Source organism: Arthrobacter sp. 2RAF22 (genome assembly GCF_052115325.1).
Lineage (GTDB): Bacteria > Actinomycetota > Actinomycetes > Actinomycetales > Micrococcaceae > Arthrobacter.
Genome location: NZ_JBFRGL010000018.1, coordinates 1 through 17,436 on the forward strand (window position 1 = coordinate 1; position 17,436 = coordinate 17,436).

The following is a 17,436-nucleotide window of genomic DNA, read 5'->3' on the forward strand; positions in this document are numbered from 1 at the left end:
CCGTACCAGCGCCTGACCGCAGACCAGACATTCCAGAGATATGCAAGCACCCCAGCCACCCTAAGCTTCCAAAGCTTAGCTACCCCGAAATTCGCCCGCCAACACTGGGAAGCAGGCACAATCCATACACACGTTTTGTCCTATAACCCACCTCTCGACGCGCAAATTTCCCGGCGACACGCCAAATCCCTGTCGACACCGGAATTCCGGTAGCGACAGGGATTTCGCGTGTCGCTGAGCTTTTGCTGTAGCGCTCGGCCTTGGGCTTGGTCATGTCCCTCCCTGGATCGTCTTCGCTCGGATGTCGGATTCTGCTCAATCATTCGAATGGACAAACGCCGGTCCCGCGGAATCACGGGACCGGCAACTTCGGCGAAGGGAATGATCCAGCAGAATCCGACGATGTCGCTGGATCTTTCTGTAACCCTTATTCGCAGGCTATGCCGTCGCCGTCCCTGTCCAGTGCGGGCCGGTAGCCTGGCTGGCCCCGATAGATCGGTGCGGCGCCGGCGGCCCGGGCAGCCGTACAGTTCGCGTAGTAAACGGACGACGGCGCTGGTGGCTGTACCTGCCTGGCCTGGGCTTGATCTTGCTGTGCCTGTGCTGCGGCTGCTTGCGCTGCCTGTGCTGCGGCGGCTTGAGCCGCAGCCGCGTCGGCCGCTGCTTTGTCGGCCGCCGCCTTGTCTGCCGCCGCCTTGTCAGCAGCGGCCTTGTCTGCCGCCGCCTTCGCCGCAGCCGCTGCTGCTGCTGCTGCGCGAGCGTCGGTTACTTTCTTTGACTCTGAGCGTTCCATCCAAACTAAGGTGCCCGCGTCGGATTTTGTGCAGATGTACACCTTGGGCGGGTAGCTCTCGGTTGCGTTCTCCGTTACGCAGGACGCGGATTTCGGCGCGGTCGGTGTGGGCGTGGGAGTTGGGGTGGGCGTCGCCGAGGCGGAAGTTGATGCCGATTGAGTGGCCCCCGCTTGGGAGGTTGTTGGGCTGGCTCCGCCGCAGGCGGCAAGGGAGAGTGCTGCGGCAGTAGACGTGACGATGGCAAAGACCTTGAAGATATTCTTCCGAGATTTCAAGAAGTCGTGCGACGCGTGCTTTATTTCCCCGTTGTTTTCAGGCGCGCGAGTATTCATTTATTGCCCCCATGATTCAGTTTTTGACGCGAATGTCAGCAGATCCTAGCATCTGAAATGCGAGAAAAGAAGAAGTTGTCCACATGGACGAGAAAGCCTCTTGACAGGGTCCCAAGAGGTTGTGGTCCATTCTGCAAATTAGAATTTATATTCGATCTATGAAAACAAGATTCGAATAAATATCCACATGCGCGAGGTTCGATCTAGAGGCGGCCACGAAACCCCCGTAGCGTCGGAAGCAAGAGACCACCACCAGGAGCACCATGGAAAATTCATCGCGAACCCCCACCTCCTTGGACGCCGGGGGAACACTGAGTTTTCTTCGGCGCACACGGAGATGCGGAACAAAACCCCACGTCGGCACACGTAGACGGCTCCCCGCGCACACTGAGTTTTGCCAAAACACCACTTAGATGGCCGTTTCGGACTTTACCGTTTCCCTTGGAACGAGGTTCGTCAGCGCACCCCGGGGGATTCCGTGGGAGTGCTTGGGAGTCCGCCTGCCAACGCCCGGCTTTGGGCAGGAAACAGTTGAATCGTCTGGACCTCGCACCACCTAAGGACCGGAGAGTGCTGGATCAGCGCGTCAGAGAAAGTTGGATCGCGAGTGTTCGATCAGGAAGTTCGGCGAACGCTGGACTACGTTGCTCGCGGAATGATAGTTCGAATTGTCGGCGCGCCTGGCAGCGGCCGCACGAGTGTGGTGCAAAAGGCTATCGCCGATCTGGAAAATACCGGAGCAACGGTTTACTCCGTTTCGGGACTCCGCTCACATCGCGAAATACCCTTTGGTGGAATACATAGCCTGAGCCTGGATATTCGAATAGGCCAATTGGGAGTCCTCGGTGTAGCTGACACCCTGGCGAGCCGGCTCTCCAGGCCAGGGGAGCGCGTGCTTGTGGTCGATGACCTCGACTTCGTCGACACGGAGACTGTAGCGGTTCTGGACGCCGTCCGGCGTCGGACGAAACGGCCCATGATCGTTACCATGAGCGAGTCATCCATCTACTCGATGGCGCAGCCAGCGGTGCTCAGCCCCGGACCGGAAGCCAGGGTTCACCTGAATCCGCTTCGCTACGAGCAAGTGAACGAGCTCCTCACCGGGATTCTGGGAGCCCCGGCGGACACCGACACCACTGCCCGGATCCTGACGAAATCGGCAGGGAACCCGCGGCTTGTGGTTTGCATCGCGGAAACTGCTTCCCTCAGTGGCTTGATTGTCCTCCGCCATGGTCAATGGCGCATGACGGGCGACACCCTGTGGAACGAGCACCTTCATGGCACCGTGGAATCCCTCCTCGAAGGACTCGAAGCCGACGAACTCACGGGCCTTCAAGCCATGGCCATCGCCGGGACCACGCCCCTCGACGTACTGCAACAGGTAGTTCATTCCGATGTTCTCGACAGGCTCGAACAGCGCGGCCTCATTTCCGTTGTGGAGGACCTCCACAACACTGTCTCCGCTTCGATCACGCCACCGGTCCTGGCCGACTACTTCCGTGGTCAAAGAGTGCTCACAAGCAGGCGGGTCCTGAAGAGTCGAATCACCCGAGCCCTCAGCGGTTTGCCACAGGAATCCCACGTTGACCTCAACTCGGCTGATTCGCTGATGAGGGTCCTGGCTGCGCTGCGCCTTGAACGGAGCTCGGACGACGCCGCAACGGCACGCCATTTTCATGAGCAAGTATCCGTCCTGGAGCGCAAGCGATACGAGCTGTGGAATGCCGAAAGGTCAGTATCGAATGCGGTGGCACTTCTGAGGGTCTATTGGGGCTCGCCGATTGACGCATCGAGAATTGAGCGGATCCTTGCCCAGACCGTGACCTCGGAAGGCGAATCGTGCGATCTCCTGTTCCTGGCATTTACCAAAGCGCTTTGGGCGATCCATAAAGGCAAAGGACTGGACTCTGCGGCCGGCGCCCTCAGGAGCTTCGGGGAGGAACGTCCCAAATGGTCCGCCGAAGCCGAAGCGGCAGAACTTTTCCTCGTGGCGTCCTACGACAGAATGCCGGAGAACCTCGACGGGATCTTCGCGCGTCTGCACGATCGTCACCCCGAAAGCGGTGTGATAGCCAGCATCCGGGGCATCCTGGAACTCTACCGATTCAACCCTTCCGCCGCGCTCAAAGCCATCGACACTTCAGGCGGCTTAAGAGGCATTCCGGGAATCGAACCGTTCATCCGTGGAATGGCTTTGTTCAGCTCGGGGCGGATCGATGAGTCGATTGTCTTTGCGCTTGACCAACGCGGAGATGCCCGCCGCAAGCTGGACCAGTTCGGGATGGTTTGCAACACCTATGTGGCTGCCCAGGCCCTGATCTACCGCGGCTATTTCGACGACGCCGAGTACCTCATGGGCAGTGTGTTTGCCATGGGGCGGCCAGGCTTCCTGGTGGCTTCCCTTCACGACGCAATGCTTAGGCTCGCCGGGCTCAGGACGGCGACGTCCGCGATCTTGCCCGCAGCGACCCTTGCCACCCAGGCACGGCGCGAAGCTGAAGACATCGGCCCGCTCCCCGGGACAGCGAGAGGCGTGTACGAGCTCGTCGCCGCGCGACCCCTCATTCCCGCTGTATTCGACGGGAAGGCCGCGAAACTCATTCAACGGCAGCTCGAACGTGGCTATGTCCTCGAGGCGATCTATTCCGCGCTCTTCTTCACGTGCCTTCTCCCGGGCCGGAAAGTTCTCGATCTCCTCCGGCAGACCTTGAAAGAGTATGCACCGGCCGCTTCACATGATCAGCTCTTGGCAATTGCCGCGGCCGTGGTGGAGGATGACCACCAAATGCTCGGCGTGCTGCTCGAGCATTACGAGCCCGACGCCGATTTCTACCAGGTCCGGATGCTGCTCCGCGGCGCCTTCAAGCGGTATGCGTTCGTGGACAACACGATCGGTGCGGCTGCGATGGACCGGGCGTACTCCATGTTCGCGGCACGTTTTCCTTCGCCGGATGAGCCCGTCGCGTTTAGTTCCGGAAGCTACTCGCCCCTGACCGTCCGGGAAATCGAGATAGCAGCCCTGGCAGGTCATCGCTCCAACCCGGAGATCGCCGAGCATCTGGGAATCAGTATCAGGACCGTGGAAAGCCACATCTCCAACGCGCTGCGCAAGACAGGAAGCCCTTCCCGCACGGCCCTCTTTGACCTTGTCCGGGATTCGTCTCCGTTCCGCGAAAAGCGGCTTTCCGAGTGAGCCTGCCAGTGGGCTTCGGTCTACGCGATTGCTCCTTCCTCCTTGAAGACGAAGGAATGCCTAACGGTCAGTTGCTCCGGAATTGTGTGCGAAATGAGGACAACCACTTTGTGCTGTGCCCAGTCGCCGAGCTCGTCGATCAGGGCCTCGATGCCTCGAACGTCCATGCCGTTGAAAGGCTCATCGATGGCGACCACAGGGGTGTCGGCCACAGTGCACATGAGCAGCCAGAGCTTCCGGATATTGCCCGTGGACAGCATGGAGACGGGCTGCTCCACCCAGTCCTTCAGTCCATACTTGGCCAGCCGGGCGAGCCCGGCCTCCGGACCGACCTGACGGCTACGTGCCGCCAGGGCCAGATGGTCGTGAACCGTCATGGAGGGGTAGAGCGCCGGCGTCGTACGGCAGACGCTCCGTACGTGGCGCGCGTCCGGTGAGCTGGCGTCGATACCGCAAAGCCGAACGCTTCCGGCCCAAGGTTGGAGGAAACCGCTGATGAGCTCCAGGAGCGTCGATTTCCCGCTGCCATTGCTGCCGGCCACACGGTAAAGCCCGGGCTCGTTCATGCTGAGACTGAGTCCGTCCAGGACAGGGGTGCCTTGCCGGTAGCCGGCGGTTACAGAATCGATTTCGATCGAAGCCTCAAAAGACGTTGATGCAGGCATACGGCGGCTCCCAGGATCAAGAGGATGGAATAGCCCAACAACAGCACGGTGCTGAACTCGGGGCTGACAACAAGAATGAGCGAGCATGGAGAAATCAGGAGGAGTGTGAAGAGGCCGTCCATCACGTCATTGGACTTGGTCCCGTCAGTGGTGGTTGGCGGACGGGAGAGGGATTCCGCGACGACTCCGGACGCCGCGACGATCAAACCCGCGAGGACAGCACCAGGAGCCGGAAGGTCCAGTGCGAGAAATGCCCCTAGGAAAACAAATCCACCGATGGCCGCCCCCGCTATGACGTAGATTCCGACGAGCCGGACAACGATCGCGGTGGCGGAGAAGCCGTTCTCCCACGCGAAGCGGTAGTGGTACAGCTTCGCCGTGGGCCCGATCCGATAGAGCATCGGTTCCGTGACGCCGAGGCTCAGGAGCACGGCAGCACCAATCAAGGATTTGTGCAGCTCTCCGGAGCCGAGAGCCGACTGCAGGGGGAAGACGCCCCTCGCTCCCAAGAGGATGCCAACGACGGCGATCCAGGCAAGGACGATGGTGGCGATCACCGAGCCCTGTTTGCTGCTCAACAGATCAGTGACAACGAATAGCCCGAAGCTTGTCGCCGGCCGTTGGCTGCCGCCCCGCTCCGTATTGAAAGAAATCCTGCGGTAGCTGAGGCGGCGCCAGGCACGGATGCTGAGCAGGATCAATATCCCGGACGCGGCCGCTGCCAGGGAGTACAACGCCGGAAGGAAGCGCGAGGGGTCCACGGCGAGGCCGCCGAGCCGGGAGAGCTGAGGCAGGAGAAATCCCGTGGCAGCCCCGAGCAACAATCCAAGGATGAGCGCCAAGACGCCATACCGCCAATGGAGGCCCATCCTTCGTGCAGGTGTTGAAGCGAAATGGAGGACGCAGTAGACGCACGCACAGGAGGCGAGAGCCAGGACGGAGGCCGAAGCCGCCACGACGCCAAAGTAGCTCGGCGATTCCTCGAAGAAGACCAGGAGGAATACCGCGGCCGAATACCAAAGGATGCCCGTGCGGCGGAACGCCGGGACCAGACCGTATCTCACCACAACCTGCGGGAGGGGAAGTTCCATCGCCCGGAAGAGCTCCAAATGCGGAGTGCCGGATACTGCCAGCCGTCGGCTTGAAACTACCTCGGTGAGAACTGAGGCGACCGCGGAGTAGAGGATCGCGAGGAATCCCCAGTTGAGCACAGCAGCCGTGTCTTGGCGGAGCGGGCCGTCGCGGAGAACAGACATCGTGGATGCGAACACCATTGTTCCGAGCAGGACCAAGGCGATCGATCCGAAGATCGCGAGGGCCCTGAAACCGTCCAGCGTGAGCGGCAAACGCATCGCATTGACGATTTCGAAAGCCCGGAAGTCGCGCAGGATTCGGTAATCGGACCTCCGGACCGACACAGCAGGGACGCTGGCGTTAGAAGCTTGGCCTGCGACGTCGGCGGGTGGGGTTTTGGTCCTCATCGGCGCCTAGAACTTGCTCCGCGGACTCTTCTTGTGGACTGAGTCCATGAAGGCCACAATGGTGAGGACCGCGAGGCCGAGCGCACAGACCGCGGCGATGGCCGACGTCGTGCCCTGGAACGGGACGACTATTACCGGGCTGAGGGCCGCCGCGTTGGCGAAACCGGCGACGGCGAAAACGGCCGCCTTGAGCGGTAGCCATTTCCCGGCATTGCTGAAGGCCGCAATCAAGGGTGCCGCCACTCCGAAGACGAGAAGCACGGTGACCATCGTGTTCTTCACGGCGAGGGGATCTATGTTCTTGAGGCCATCCGGGGCGGGAGAAGCCCACATCAGGCCGACTGAAATGCAGGAGAATGCAGCGACCAGGAGGCCCACGATTCGTAGAAGCAGGCCGAAGAGCTGAGTAATCATTGAGAATTTCTGTCCGTGGGTGGTGGTTGAGGAAGGTCAGCCGATGGCGACTATTGTTGACAGACCCATGGCCGAAAGCACAACGAGGATCTTCCTGCCTGTGGAAAACTCGCGCCAATGTCGGTAGAAGATCACCAGGGCCAGCACGGCCATCGAGGGGAAATAGGCCCAATATCCGGGGATTTCCCGCGGTTGGATGACACCAAAGGCCACGCTGAAGAGATTCACCGGGATCGTGGCGAGAATGGCGATCACAAAGAAGGCCCCGATCTTGAAGCGGCCCGCGAGCACCGATTTTCCCGGGATCACCCGTTTGTCCAAGAACGCGGCCAGCGAGAAGTACAAAGCGATGATCACGGCGTAGACAAGGAAGAACAAAACGGTGCCCACGGTCATGGAGAGGCTCAGGAGGCGATCGTCCCCGATTTCCGAGCGCACGTCCGCCGGAACGTTCGCGTTGAGATACTTTCTGGTCAGGGGAAGCCGCAGAGCCACCAAAGCCATGAGCAGGATGTAGCCCGCGATCCACAGACCCCGGGACGTCGAGACCCATTCCCTGGCTGAGGACGGCTCGGGACGCAACTTTCCGACCTTTGCGACGCTGATGACGGTTTCGGACTTCCGTCCGTCTTCCGTGCTGGTCATGAATTCCTCCTCAGGTCTTGAGCTGAATCACGATGGCCTCGATGACGGCACCGAGGACTATCAGGGCGATGGCAATGAGCAAAGTGCCGAGGGAACGGGCCATGTCGTCGATGAACGACCTCAGGGTTGGAGGCTCGTTCTTCATCAGCAGCCTCCGAGCCAGGCCCGCGGCGGGCTGGAATCCGGCGGTCGCCGCCATCACCAGGCCGAAGAACTCGAACGGGACGTACCACATCACGTCCGCAACCAGGCCCGCACCGCCGACGGAATGCACCCCGAGGGATACCGTCGCCCCGACATACAGCGCCAGGATTCCGGCTCCGAGAAGCGTGGTCAGCCCGAGGGTCGCGACCCCCGAATAGAGCACCAAGGCCGCGCCGACGTTTCGCCCAAGGATCTGGAGGAAGTCTTTGCTGTAGAGCGGACTCCCACCCATGTCCCTGGCGTCCCGGATCCAGGACAGGTCCACCGACGAGTAGCCGAAGATGGCTATGGCTGCCATGGCGAGGCCCGTGCTTGGGAGCAACCATCCAGGGATGCCCCCAAGCACGCGTGCTGTCTTAGCAAGCATCGATTTAGGCGACTGCTTGCGCCCGGCCGATGCGGAAGAGGATGCCTCGAGCCGTTGCGATCAAGGCACCCGTGATTCCTGCCCCGAAAATTGTGCCGATGACAACGAGAGCCCAGCCTCCGACCTCAATGGCGTGCATGATCTGGGACGCCGCCGCGGCAGAGATCCCAAGGGACCCCGCGATCCATGAAACGGCCAAGCTCGCGCCGAAGATGCCAACCACGGCCAGCGCAGCCGCGGCCGCAGCCTGAAGGCCGGTCCTTTTCGTCATTGTTGATTCCACTACAACCCCATTTCTCGAGTAGAACGGCCAACGGTTTCGCTGGCCTTGAAGAGTGGTGACCCTCCCCAAAGGAAGGCCATCCACGATTCAGATTCTCTCGGTGAAATTGGCGTCTCCGTATAAAAAACGGAAAAATCCGTGTGCAAAAGGCCGTTTCTCAGTGTGAATAAGCCGGATCTCCGTGTGCGCGGTGGCCCGTCTACGTGTAATCCGGGCAAAAACACTGAGAGCCGTTCTCGGCCTGGGAACGCTAAGGAACTTAGACGTGGCCGGTCTGGTCGTGGACCGTCAATGTCCCGGCGAGGTCGAGGTCTGCGCCGGTGCCGTGCGCCCCGGCGTGTGCGAGAAGTGCGGCACCAAGTGCGGCGCTCCAGAATGTCCTGGCTTCGACGTCGACGGGTCGCTTGAGGCTCCAACCCCGGCTGCCGACAAGCTGGGTCACGAAGCGCTCCGATTGGCGGAACAGCAGTTGGAGGTGCTCGTCGACCACGGGGGCGAGCTCGGCCTTGGCGATTCCGGTCGCGAGTGCTCCCGCGACCGAAGGGAGCGAGGGCAGGGCGAGGACCGCACGGGCGATGTTGCGCCGGAAGGTCGCAGCGTCGGGGGCCTGGCGGCCGATCCGCTCGATCCGCCGGGTGTCGTGAAGCAGACCAAGGAATGCGGCGTGCACGAGTAATGAGTCCTTGGAACCGAAGTAGTAGGTGATCTGGTTGGGGAACACTCCTGCCGCGTCTGCGATCTCCGCGACGCTCAGCTGGGCTCCGTGGCGCTCCTTGCCGAGTCGCGCCGTGGTCTCGATGAGTCGCCTCCGGGTCGCGCGTCCGCGCTCGAGCGTCGAGGTCTGCGCCTCGGGTTCGGTTCGCTTCTGAATCACATCTCGATTGTATGTGATACAAAAGTACGGTTAGTTGTATGACATACAAGAGAGGAACTTGAAGGTTATGGGATGGAATGAGGTTGTAGTGACCGGGCTTGGCGCGATCACGCCACTCGGAGGCGACGTCAGATCGACTTGGGAAGCCCTGCTGGCTGGTGAGTCCGGCATCCGAGGAAACGTTCTACCCGGCCATAAGGACGGCGAACTGGCCGGCACCGTGGCCGGGACAATGGCGATCGACCCGGCCACGTACTTGTCGCCGGTGCAAGCCAGACGCCTGGACCGCTCGCAGCAGGCAGCTCTTGTCGCGGCGGCCGAGGCTTGGGCTGACGCCGGCGCCCCTGAGGTCGACCCGGAGCGACTTGCCTCGGCGATCGGCACCGGAATCGGCGGCGTGCAGACCCTGTTGGAGCAAGACGACGTTCTTGAACTGTCGGGTGCCCGCCGTGTCTCGCCACGAACCGTACCCATGCTCATGCCCAACGCCGCTGCCGCGCTGATCAGCATCGCCTACGGTGCGCGCGCCGGAGTATACACGCCGGTCTCCGCCTGCTCATCCGGCGCCGAGGCGATTGCGCTAGGGGCCAGGCTCATCCGTGCCGGCGAAGCAGACGTGGTCATCGCGGGCGGAACGGAGGCGGCGATTACCCCGGTCACAGTCGCCGGTTTCAAGCAGACCCGGGCGCTGTCGCGCCACACCGCGGAGCCAGCCTCAGCGTCTCGACCGTTTGCCGCGGACCGCAGCGGATTTGTCCTGGCAGAAGGAGCCGCGGTCTTGGTGCTAGAGAGTGCGGAACACGCCGCCGCCCGTGGTGCACGGGTCCACGCAGTGCTCGCCGGAGCCGGCATCGCGGCCGACGCCCACCACATCACCGCCCCCGCTCCCGGAGGCAGCGGTCAGATATCGGCAATGCGGAAGGCTCTCGCGCAAGCTGGACTTGCTCCCGAGCAGATCGGGCACATCAATGCCCATGCTACTGGGACGCCGGTGGGAGATGCTGCCGAGTCCCGTGCCATCAGGGAGGTTTTCGGGCACGCGACCGTGACGGCGCCCAAGGCGGCGCTCGGCCATCTCTTCGGGGCTGCAGGGGCGATCGAGGCTCTCATAGCGGTCCTCAGCGTGAAGCACGACGTCATTCCGCCGACCCGCAACCTCACCCCGACCGACGTCGATCCCGACATCAACCTCGACGTCGCCATCCAACGACGGAACGTCCCTCAGCAGGCTGTGCTCAGCAACTCCTTCGGTTTCGGTGGGCAGAACGTCTCCCTCGTCATCACCGATGCACTGCACCCCAAAGCCCCGAATACACGATGAACCACGCGACTACCGTCGCGTGGAGGGTGCCTTGGCCGGCGAACCGACAATGAACGGGCGTGTGTTGAGCGGTTCGACGGGAACGACGGGAGGTTTGGCTTCGGTAAGCGGCTCCGAAGTCTCATCGTAGGAGCCGGTTCCGAGCCCGCGAACCGTCCAGCCTTGCGCCCGCCATGCTCGAGCATCCAGGACGTTCCGCGCGTCCAGGACCATCCGGCGTCGTACGAGCGAGCCGACGGCGGCGGGCGAGAGGGCACGGTATTCGTCCCATTCGGTGAGCAGCAGCACCAACTCGGCGCCTTCGAGAGCGCGCGTGGTGGACGCTTCGAAGCGGAGCTGCGGATAGCGCATCCAGGCATTGTTGATCGCCTTGGGATCCGTCACCGTAACGTGGGCGCCGGCCGCGGCGAGTTGGAGTGCGACGTCGAGGGAGGGCGAGTCACGGATGTCGTCGGTGTCCGGTTTGAACGCCGCGCCCAGCACGGTGACGGTGCGGCCGGACAGGAAGCCCTTGCACATGTCACGGGCGACGTCCACGGCGCGGGCGCGCTGGCCCAGGTTGATGGAATCGACCACACCCATCCACTCGTCGAGGGAAGGCACGGACAGCGCTTGTGCCTGTGCGCGGAACGAGCGGATGTCCTTCGGCAAGCAGCCGCCGCCGAAACCCAGTCCAGCGTGGAGGTACCGGTTGCCGATGCGCGGATCCAGCCCCATCGCCTCACTGAGCTCGGTAACGTCGGCCCCTGAAGCGTCGCAAAGCTCGGCGATGGCGTTGATGAAGCTGAGCTTCGTGGCGAGGTACGCATTGGAGGCGGACTTGATGAGCTCGGCGGTCGCGAAGTTGCAGACCAGCCGCGGGATCCCGGCCGAAATCAGAGGTTCGTAGACGGCGTCGAGCGCAGCCGTGACAGGGGCGCCCGCGGCAGAGTCCTTGCCGCCCGGCACGCCGTATACCAAACGATCCGGGACCAATGAGTCCTTCACTGCCGTACCTTGGCGCAGGAATTCGGGGTTCCAGCCGAGCAGGACATCCGGCCTGCGGGCAAGGATGCCGCGGAGCATGTCCACCGTTCCCACGGGAACGGTGGATTTGCCGACGACGGCGGCGCCCCTCGCCAGGTGCGGAAGCAGGCTCTTCGTGGCTGCGATCACGTAGGAGAGGTCCGCCGTATCGGAGGTCTTGGACTGCGGAGTGCCCACGCAGAGGAAGTGCGTCTGGGCGCCGGCGGCGTCGGCGAAGTCGGTGGAGAACGTGAGCCGCTTGGTAGCGAAGCCGTCGCGGAGAAGTTCGTCGAGGCCGGGTTCGTGGAAAGGTGCGAAACCCTTGTTCAAGTGGGCCACCTTCTGGGCGTCGACGTCGATGCCCACCACGGTGTGGCCCATCGACGCGAGCGTGGCGGCGTGTACTGCGCCAAGATAGCCGCAGCCTACAACGGAGATTTTCATGCTGGGAGTCCTTTGCTGGAAGTCACGGAAATGGTGGCAGGCTTTGCCGCGTGAAGTTCGGCCGCGTGAAGTTCGGCCGCGTGAAGTTCGGACGCCTGAAGTTCGGCTGCTTGAACCGGGTGGCTGGGAGCGGCGGCCGGTTCTACGAGCGCTTCCCCCGCGATTACCGCCTCGTAATGCTCGACGAGTTGGGCACTCAGCACCGGCCAGGTCCGGCCTTGGACCGAAGCGAGTGCCGCCGTTCCGAACGCACGGCGCTTGGCGTCGTCGCCCACCAAGTCCTGCACGTAGGCCCGCAACTGCGCGAGGTCTCCTGGCTCGTAAAGCCAGCCGGTGCGCGAGTTTTCCACGAGATCGAGGGGACCGCCCCGGCCGGTGGCCACGACGGGAACGCCGGAGGCCATGGCCTCCTGGATGGTCTGGCAAAACGTTTCGAACTCTCCGGGATGGACGAAGAGGTCGAAGCCCGCCACGACTTGGGCCAATTCGTCGCCGCCGAGGAACCCGGTGAAGAAGGCATTCGGCAGAGCTGCTTCCAGGGCGGCGCGTTGCGGACCGTCGCCCACAATGACAAGCCTGGTTCCCGGCAGGTCCGCCAGCACGGCGAGGTCCTCCACTTGTTTCTCGATCGCGAGGCGGCCGACGTAGCCGATGATGCGCTCGCCGTGGGGCGCAACGGAGGTGCGCCACGCCGTCGAGCGCTTGGTGGGGGAGAAGCGCGCGGTATCCACACCGCGCCGCCACATTCCCACCCTGAGGATCCCGCGGCCGCGCAACTGGTTGAGCGCGAACGTGGACGGGACCAGTGTCCGGTCTGCACGAAGATGGATGTTGTCCACCCGGTTCCATGCCCAGTTCTCCAGCATGGGGAGCCCATAGCGGGCAGCGTAGCTGGGGACCTCGGTTTGGTAGATGGCAACCGTCGGAATGCCGAGCTGGTGCGCAGCTTGCACAGCCCGCCACCCGAGGACGAAGGGCGATGCGAGGTGGACAACGTCCGGTGCGTAGTCGGCAAGGATTCTCTTGACCCGGCTCACACCGCCCAACGCCACCCGCACATTGGTGTATCCGGCCAAGGGCACGGACGGGAGGCGGTGGACAAAAGCGCCGTTCACGACGTCCGAGACAGCAGTGTCGGACGTCGACGGCGCAATCACCATCACTTCGTCGCCGCGCTCTTGCAGATGCTCGAGCACCCGCAGGATGGAGTGCGTGACCCCGTTCATGAGCGGCAGGAATGATTCGGCAACGATAGCGATCCTCACCCCTCCACGGTGTGCGCGGCGGTTGGCGAAGCGGGGGAATGGGCGTGACCGCAAGGGGAAGGTTTGGTTAACAAATTGACGTTGCTTCCCCGAGTGGAGGATCCGTAGCGACCGAACATGCGCAAATCTAGGTAATTACGCAACTCAAAGACGGGTAGGACTTACTCTTATTCCCCCATGTCGGCCCGCCTTACGGTGACAACGGTAGTGAACCTCGTGGCCATGACTGGGGCTTGTCCCGGGCACCGGGGTATTTCGGCAAGCGGGCGATGACTGGGCGGCGCGCCCTCACATGCTGAACAACGTTGGGTGATTCACCCTGCGCCGCCCGTATGTCCGGCCAGGCCGTTGTCTAGAATCGAGCCAGACCCTATGAAACTCTTCAACCGTACTGACCAGGTTGACCAGCACCGGACGTTTAAAGGGACGATCCCCGGTAAATGGTTTACGTGGTTCTCCACCGTTGTGGTGGTATTTGCTTTCACCGGCGTCACCGCCGGCATCACCGCACCCGCAGCCCAAGCCGCTAATCCAACCGTCGTCACCTTGACCTTTGACGACGCAAATGCCGACCAACTCAACGCCGCGCAGACCATGCAGAGCCTGGGCCTGGTGGGTACTTTCTTCACGCCGTCCGGATTCATCAACAACCCCAATTACCTGACGACAAGCGACATGCAGGGCCTTGTGGCAAACGGCAATGAGATTGCCGGCCATACTGTTACCCACCCGGACCTGACCACCGTGACGTTGGATGAGGCAACACGCCAGATTTGCAACGACAGGGTCAACCTCACAAACCTTGGATTCACGATCACTGACTTCGCGTATCCGTTCGCTGCCGAGAACGCATCCCTCGAAACCGTCGTCAAGAACTGCGGGCTCAATAGCGCCCGCAACCTTGGTGACATCAAGACGCGGTTCAGCTGCGCGGGGTGCCCGCTCGCGGAGACCATCCCTCCTGCCAACCCGTACAACACGGCGGCCCCGGATGAAGTGGACAACACCTGGACCCTGGCGGACCTGCAAAAGTCGGTCACCCAGGCGGAGCCCGCAGGCGGGTGGGTCCAGCTCACCTTCCACCATATTTCAGCTACAAGCACGGATCCGCTGAACATCACCCCGACCCTGTTCAACCAGTTCGCCACGTGGCTCAAGTCCAGGCCCGCAACCACCACGGTCAAGACGGTGGCCCAAGTGATCGGCGGAACCGTCAAGCCGCTTGTCTCGGGACCGCCGGCACCACCGGAGGGCACGGGCAACCTGATCAAGAACCCAAGCCTTGAAACCTTGGTCAGCGGGGCTCCGCAGTGCTGGGCCGCAGCAGGCTATGGCACTAACACGGCAGCTTTTTCCACCGTCAGGCAGGCACACACCGGAAAAGTCGCCGAACAGCTCGTGGTCACCAACTATGTCGACGGCGACGCCAAGCTGCTGCCGACCCTTGACCTAGGAGGGTGCTCGCCTACAGCCACACCCGGGAACTCCTATTCAATCGGTGCCTGGTATAAATCGACCACAAGCACCCAATTCGAGCTCTACTACCGGATCGGCGTAGGCTCCTGGAAGTATTGGACATCAAGCCCCTGGTTCTCAGCGGCCACGACCTTCCAAAAGGCCACCTGGACAACGCCTCCACTGCCCACGGGCGCCAGCGGCATCAGCTTCGGGTTGAACCTGTTCAGCAACGGCACGCTCACCACCGACGACTACGAGATGTTCGACGTCGGCACCCCGCCACCGCCTCCTCCGCCGCCACCAGCCGGCGGCAACCTGGTACAGAACCCCAGCCTTGAAACGGCCGGTACGGGCTCGTTCCCGCAGTGCTGGCAGGCCGGCGGATACGGCACCAACACCGCGACGTTCAGCACGGTTGCTACCGCGCACACCGGTACCAAAGCGGAGAAACTCACCATCACGGGATACTCCAGTGGTGACGCGAAACTGCTTCCAACAATGGACACCAGTACCTGCCCACCTGCGGCCGTCGCCGGACACACCTATTCGGTGCGTGTTTGGTACACCTCTACAGCCGTCACACAGTTCGCCTTGTATTACCGTGACGCCTCAAACAACTGGGTGTACTGGACCTCCGGACCGTGGCTGAATACCGCGACTACCTACACACAGGCAAGCTTCACGACGCCGGCACTACCCGCCGGGGCCACGGCCATCAGTTTCGGGTTGAGCTTGTTCAGCAACGGATCGGTCACCACCGACGATTACGCGATGTACGACAGCGTAGGAGCTCCGCCGCTGGGCTGAGCAATCGATCAGTGACAAAAAGCTGAGGGCGGCTGACTAGCCGCCCTCAGCTTTTTGTCGGGTTCTCTATTGCGCCGGCTGGCGGTCGCGCTATCTGGCAGCCTTCAGGACGTCCGGCAACTCGTCAACGAATACGGTCCCGGGCGGCTCATAGTAGATGACAAGCACCTCGTCACCCACGTTGAAAACACTGCTCTTGTCGAATGGATGCGCGTGGAAGGCGCTCGTACCGCCGTGGAACGGCAGCATCACTTCCCCCACAGTGCCTGGCCCGATACGACCCGTGACCCTGCCGATTTTGCCCGTCAGGCTCCGATCAACCTCTTTGTGCATCGGTGTCCCTATGCATCAGGGGTTTTGGTGGGCCGCTTGGGCGGTTCCTTGCCGTTCTTGAGCGCAGCTGTGATCGATGGCAGGTAGTTGCCCACTTGGGACAGGATCCCACCCACCATGCTGTTGAGGCCCTCGCCGCCGTTGAGGACGGTCAGGTTGCCCACGTGGGCAAAGGGTTCAGCCGCGGCTGCCACGATCGCCGGCATGTTCTCCGCGAGCTGTTGGGAGATGACGGCCTCTTGGTTGGTTCCGAGAGCCTCGGCGCGGGCCTTGATGCCGTCCGCTTCCGCCAAGGATTTGGCCTTGATGGCCGAGGCTGCCGCGTCGCCGCGGGCCCGGGTGGCCGCGGCTTCGGCTTCACCCGTGATCTTCGTGGCTCCCGCGATGGCGGCGGCCGCCGTGGCGTTGGCCTGGGCTTCGACTTCCACCTTGCGGGCGTTCGCTTGAGCCTCGAGTTCCGTCCGCCGTGCCCGCGCCTCGGACGCACTGATGTCGGCGGCCTTTTGGGCTTCCGCCTCGGTGCGTTGGGCGTACGCCTTTGCATCGGCGGGCTTCCGGATGGACGTCTGGAGCTTTTGCTCTTCGCGGTCCGCTTCCAGCTTGGCCACCTCGGTTTCCTGGACCACCACTTGCTGGCGCGCTGTGGCGTCTGCCAACGGACCGGCCTGCGCGGCGTTGGCCCTCGCGGTTTCGGCATTGGCTTGGGCCGCTGATTGCTTGATCGCCGAAATGCTCTGGGCATCCGCGATCTGGGCGGCTGCCTCGGCCTCCTTCTCCGCGGCCTCGCGGTTCCTGGTGGCTTCGGCGATGCGGGCCTCCATTTTGACCTGTGCAATGTGCGGTTTGGCCAGGTTCTGGATGTAGCCCGTGGGGTCCTGGAGGTCCTTGATTTGGAGGGAATCAACTACCAAGCCAAGCTTTTCCATTTCGATGCCGCTTGCGCTGCGGACCAACGAGGCGAGCTTGTCACGCTCGCGGATGATTTCTTCCATGGTCATGCTGCCAATGATCGAGCGCAAATGCCCTTCAAAAACGTTGTAGACCTGGCTTTCCATTTTGGGCTGTTGGCCGAGAAACCTCCTCGCGGCGTTCGCAATAAACGGCGCAGCGTCACCGATTTTGTAGATCACCACGCCCTCCACGATCACCTGGATGCCTTGCGAGGTCACGCAGTTGACCTGGAGCTCTGTTTCATTCAGCGTCAGGGACAACGTCCTCACGGTTTGGAGCCCGGGAACCACTAAGGCGCCCTTTCCCGTGACGATTTTGAAATCCATTCCGTCCCTGGTGTCCAAACTTCCCCGAGTCAGGCCGGAAATGATCAATGCCTCGTTTGGTTCAGCCACCTTCCACATCAATTTGATGAGAAGCCTTATAACGGTAACGGCGACAACTACCCCCAATACGGTGACGAGAATCGGGAGATAAGCAACGAGGTCGAACATGACTGTCCTTTCAACGGCAAGCACCCAAGCGGCTCGTGTAGTCAGTCTGCTTCGGTCTGCTCCAGGAGTCCAGCAATTTGTTTACCTACAATTGACACAACGGATT

The 17,436-nt window shown here is 62.2% G+C and carries 15 protein-coding genes; 3 read left to right on the forward strand and 12 right to left on the reverse strand.

Going from position 1 to position 17,436, the window contains the following annotated elements:
- Positions 1-427: 427 nt before the first annotated feature.
- Entirely contained in the window at positions 428-793 is a 366-nt protein-coding gene (locus AB4068_RS13185) for an excalibur calcium-binding domain-containing protein (RefSeq protein WP_441433620.1), read from the reverse strand.
- Positions 794-1,958: 1,165 nt separating this feature from the next.
- On the opposite strand from AB4068_RS13185, the gene AB4068_RS13190 reads away from it, so the two are divergent.
- Positions 1,959-4,319, forward strand: a complete 2,361-nt coding sequence (locus tag AB4068_RS13190; protein ID WP_441433621.1) for a LuxR C-terminal-related transcriptional regulator — start codon at positions 1,959-1,961, stop codon at positions 4,317-4,319.
- A 20-nt stretch (positions 4,320-4,339) separates the two neighbouring features.
- Here the strand turns inward: AB4068_RS13190 and AB4068_RS13195 are convergent, their stop codons facing one another.
- The 7 genes from AB4068_RS13195 to AB4068_RS13225 form a co-directional block, all read right to left on the reverse strand.
- On the reverse strand, positions 4,340-4,984 hold the full coding sequence (locus tag AB4068_RS13195) for an ABC transporter ATP-binding protein (RefSeq protein ID WP_172465515.1): 645 nt from the start codon (positions 4,982-4,984) through the stop codon (positions 4,340-4,342).
- Positions 4,936-6,465: a hypothetical protein gene (locus tag AB4068_RS13200; RefSeq protein WP_441433622.1), complete on the reverse strand. Its 1,530-nt coding sequence runs from the start codon at positions 6,463-6,465 to the stop codon at positions 4,936-4,938. Before AB4068_RS13200 ends, AB4068_RS13195 begins: the two co-directional genes overlap by 49 nt.
- A 6-nt stretch (positions 6,466-6,471) precedes the next feature.
- The gene (locus AB4068_RS13205; RefSeq protein ID WP_441433623.1) at positions 6,472-6,879 is read right to left on the reverse strand and encodes a hypothetical protein; all 408 of its coding nucleotides are present in this window, start codon (positions 6,877-6,879) and stop codon (positions 6,472-6,474) included.
- 36 nt (positions 6,880-6,915) lie between these two features.
- Positions 6,916-7,524 carry a hypothetical protein gene (locus tag AB4068_RS13210; protein ID WP_059388035.1) on the reverse strand — a complete coding sequence of 203 codons (609 nt, stop codon included), beginning with the start codon at positions 7,522-7,524 and terminating at the stop codon, positions 6,916-6,918.
- Positions 7,525-7,534: 10 nt separating this feature from the next.
- The gene (locus tag AB4068_RS13215) at positions 7,535-8,095 is read right to left on the reverse strand and encodes a hypothetical protein (RefSeq protein WP_441433624.1); all 561 of its coding nucleotides are present in this window, start codon (positions 8,093-8,095) and stop codon (positions 7,535-7,537) included.
- A 4-nt stretch (positions 8,096-8,099) separates the two neighbouring features.
- The gene (locus AB4068_RS13220; protein ID WP_059388033.1) at positions 8,100-8,366 is read right to left on the reverse strand and encodes an uberolysin/carnocyclin family circular bacteriocin; all 267 of its coding nucleotides are present in this window, start codon (positions 8,364-8,366) and stop codon (positions 8,100-8,102) included.
- A 271-nt stretch (positions 8,367-8,637) separates the two neighbouring features.
- On the reverse strand, positions 8,638-9,252 hold the full coding sequence (locus AB4068_RS13225; protein ID WP_284991746.1) for a TetR/AcrR family transcriptional regulator C-terminal domain-containing protein: 615 nt from the start codon (positions 9,250-9,252) through the stop codon (positions 8,638-8,640).
- A 67-nt stretch (positions 9,253-9,319) separates the two neighbouring features.
- Between AB4068_RS13225 and AB4068_RS13230 the strand changes: the two genes are divergently transcribed.
- A complete protein-coding gene (locus AB4068_RS13230; protein ID WP_441433625.1) occupies positions 9,320-10,573 on the forward strand; it encodes a beta-ketoacyl-[acyl-carrier-protein] synthase family protein in 1,254 nt (417 codons plus the stop codon).
- Positions 10,574-10,582: 9 nt separating this feature from the next.
- Here the strand turns inward: AB4068_RS13230 and AB4068_RS13235 are convergent, their stop codons facing one another.
- Positions 10,583-12,022 (reverse strand): UDP-glucose dehydrogenase family protein, encoded by a 1,440-nt coding sequence (locus AB4068_RS13235; protein WP_441433626.1) that lies wholly within the window; start codon positions 12,020-12,022, stop codon positions 10,583-10,585.
- On the reverse strand, positions 12,019-13,287 hold the full coding sequence (locus tag AB4068_RS13240; protein WP_441433627.1) for a glycosyltransferase family 4 protein: 1,269 nt from the start codon (positions 13,285-13,287) through the stop codon (positions 12,019-12,021). Before AB4068_RS13240 ends, AB4068_RS13235 begins: the two co-directional genes overlap by 4 nt.
- A gap of 372 nt (positions 13,288-13,659) precedes the next feature.
- Between AB4068_RS13240 and AB4068_RS13245 the strand changes: the two genes are divergently transcribed.
- Positions 13,660-15,552 carry a polysaccharide deacetylase family protein gene (locus AB4068_RS13245; protein ID WP_284991742.1) on the forward strand — a complete coding sequence of 631 codons (1,893 nt, stop codon included), beginning with the start codon at positions 13,660-13,662 and terminating at the stop codon, positions 15,550-15,552.
- Between the two features lie 90 nt (positions 15,553-15,642).
- Here AB4068_RS13245 and AB4068_RS13250 read toward each other — a convergent pair whose 3' ends face one another.
- Both AB4068_RS13250 and AB4068_RS13255 read right to left on the reverse strand, forming a co-directional pair.
- A complete protein-coding gene (locus AB4068_RS13250) occupies positions 15,643-15,885 on the reverse strand; it encodes a hypothetical protein (RefSeq protein ID WP_284991741.1) in 243 nt (80 codons plus the stop codon).
- Positions 15,886-15,893: 8 nt separating this feature from the next.
- Positions 15,894-17,330, reverse strand: coding sequence for a flotillin family protein (locus AB4068_RS13255; RefSeq protein WP_284991740.1), 1,437 nt, complete (start codon positions 17,328-17,330; stop codon positions 15,894-15,896).
- Between the last annotated feature and the right edge of the window lie 106 nt (positions 17,331-17,436).

Bases quoted from the DNA above. Each gene is read 5' to 3' on its own strand.
- AB4068_RS13185 (WP_441433620.1), bottom strand. From the start codon at position 793: ATGGAACGCTCAGAGTCAAAGAAAGTAACCGACGCTCGCGCAGCAGCA.
- AB4068_RS13195 (WP_172465515.1), bottom strand. From the start codon at position 4,984: ATGCCTGCATCAACGTCTTTTGAGGCTTCGATCGAAATCGATTCTGTA.
- AB4068_RS13200 (WP_441433622.1), bottom strand. From the start codon at position 6,465: ATGAGGACCAAAACCCCACCCGCCGACGTCGCAGGCCAAGCTTCTAAC.
- AB4068_RS13205 (WP_441433623.1), bottom strand. From the start codon at position 6,879: ATGATTACTCAGCTCTTCGGCCTGCTTCTACGAATCGTGGGCCTCCTG.
- AB4068_RS13210 (WP_059388035.1), bottom strand. From the start codon at position 7,524: ATGACCAGCACGGAAGACGGACGGAAGTCCGAAACCGTCATCAGCGTC.
- AB4068_RS13215 (WP_441433624.1), bottom strand. From the start codon at position 8,095: ATGCTTGCTAAGACAGCACGCGTGCTTGGGGGCATCCCTGGATGGTTG.
- AB4068_RS13220 (WP_059388033.1), bottom strand. From the start codon at position 8,366: ATGACGAAAAGGACCGGCCTTCAGGCTGCGGCCGCGGCTGCGCTGGCC.
- AB4068_RS13230 (WP_441433625.1), top strand. From the start codon at position 9,320: ATGGGATGGAATGAGGTTGTAGTGACCGGGCTTGGCGCGATCACGCCA.
- AB4068_RS13235 (WP_441433626.1), bottom strand. From the start codon at position 12,022: ATGAAAATCTCCGTTGTAGGCTGCGGCTATCTTGGCGCAGTACACGCC.
- AB4068_RS13245 (WP_284991742.1), top strand. From the start codon at position 13,660: ATGAAACTCTTCAACCGTACTGACCAGGTTGACCAGCACCGGACGTTT.
- AB4068_RS13250 (WP_284991741.1), bottom strand. From the start codon at position 15,885: ATGCACAAAGAGGTTGATCGGAGCCTGACGGGCAAAATCGGCAGGGTC.
- AB4068_RS13255 (WP_284991740.1), bottom strand. From the start codon at position 17,330: ATGTTCGACCTCGTTGCTTATCTCCCGATTCTCGTCACCGTATTGGGG.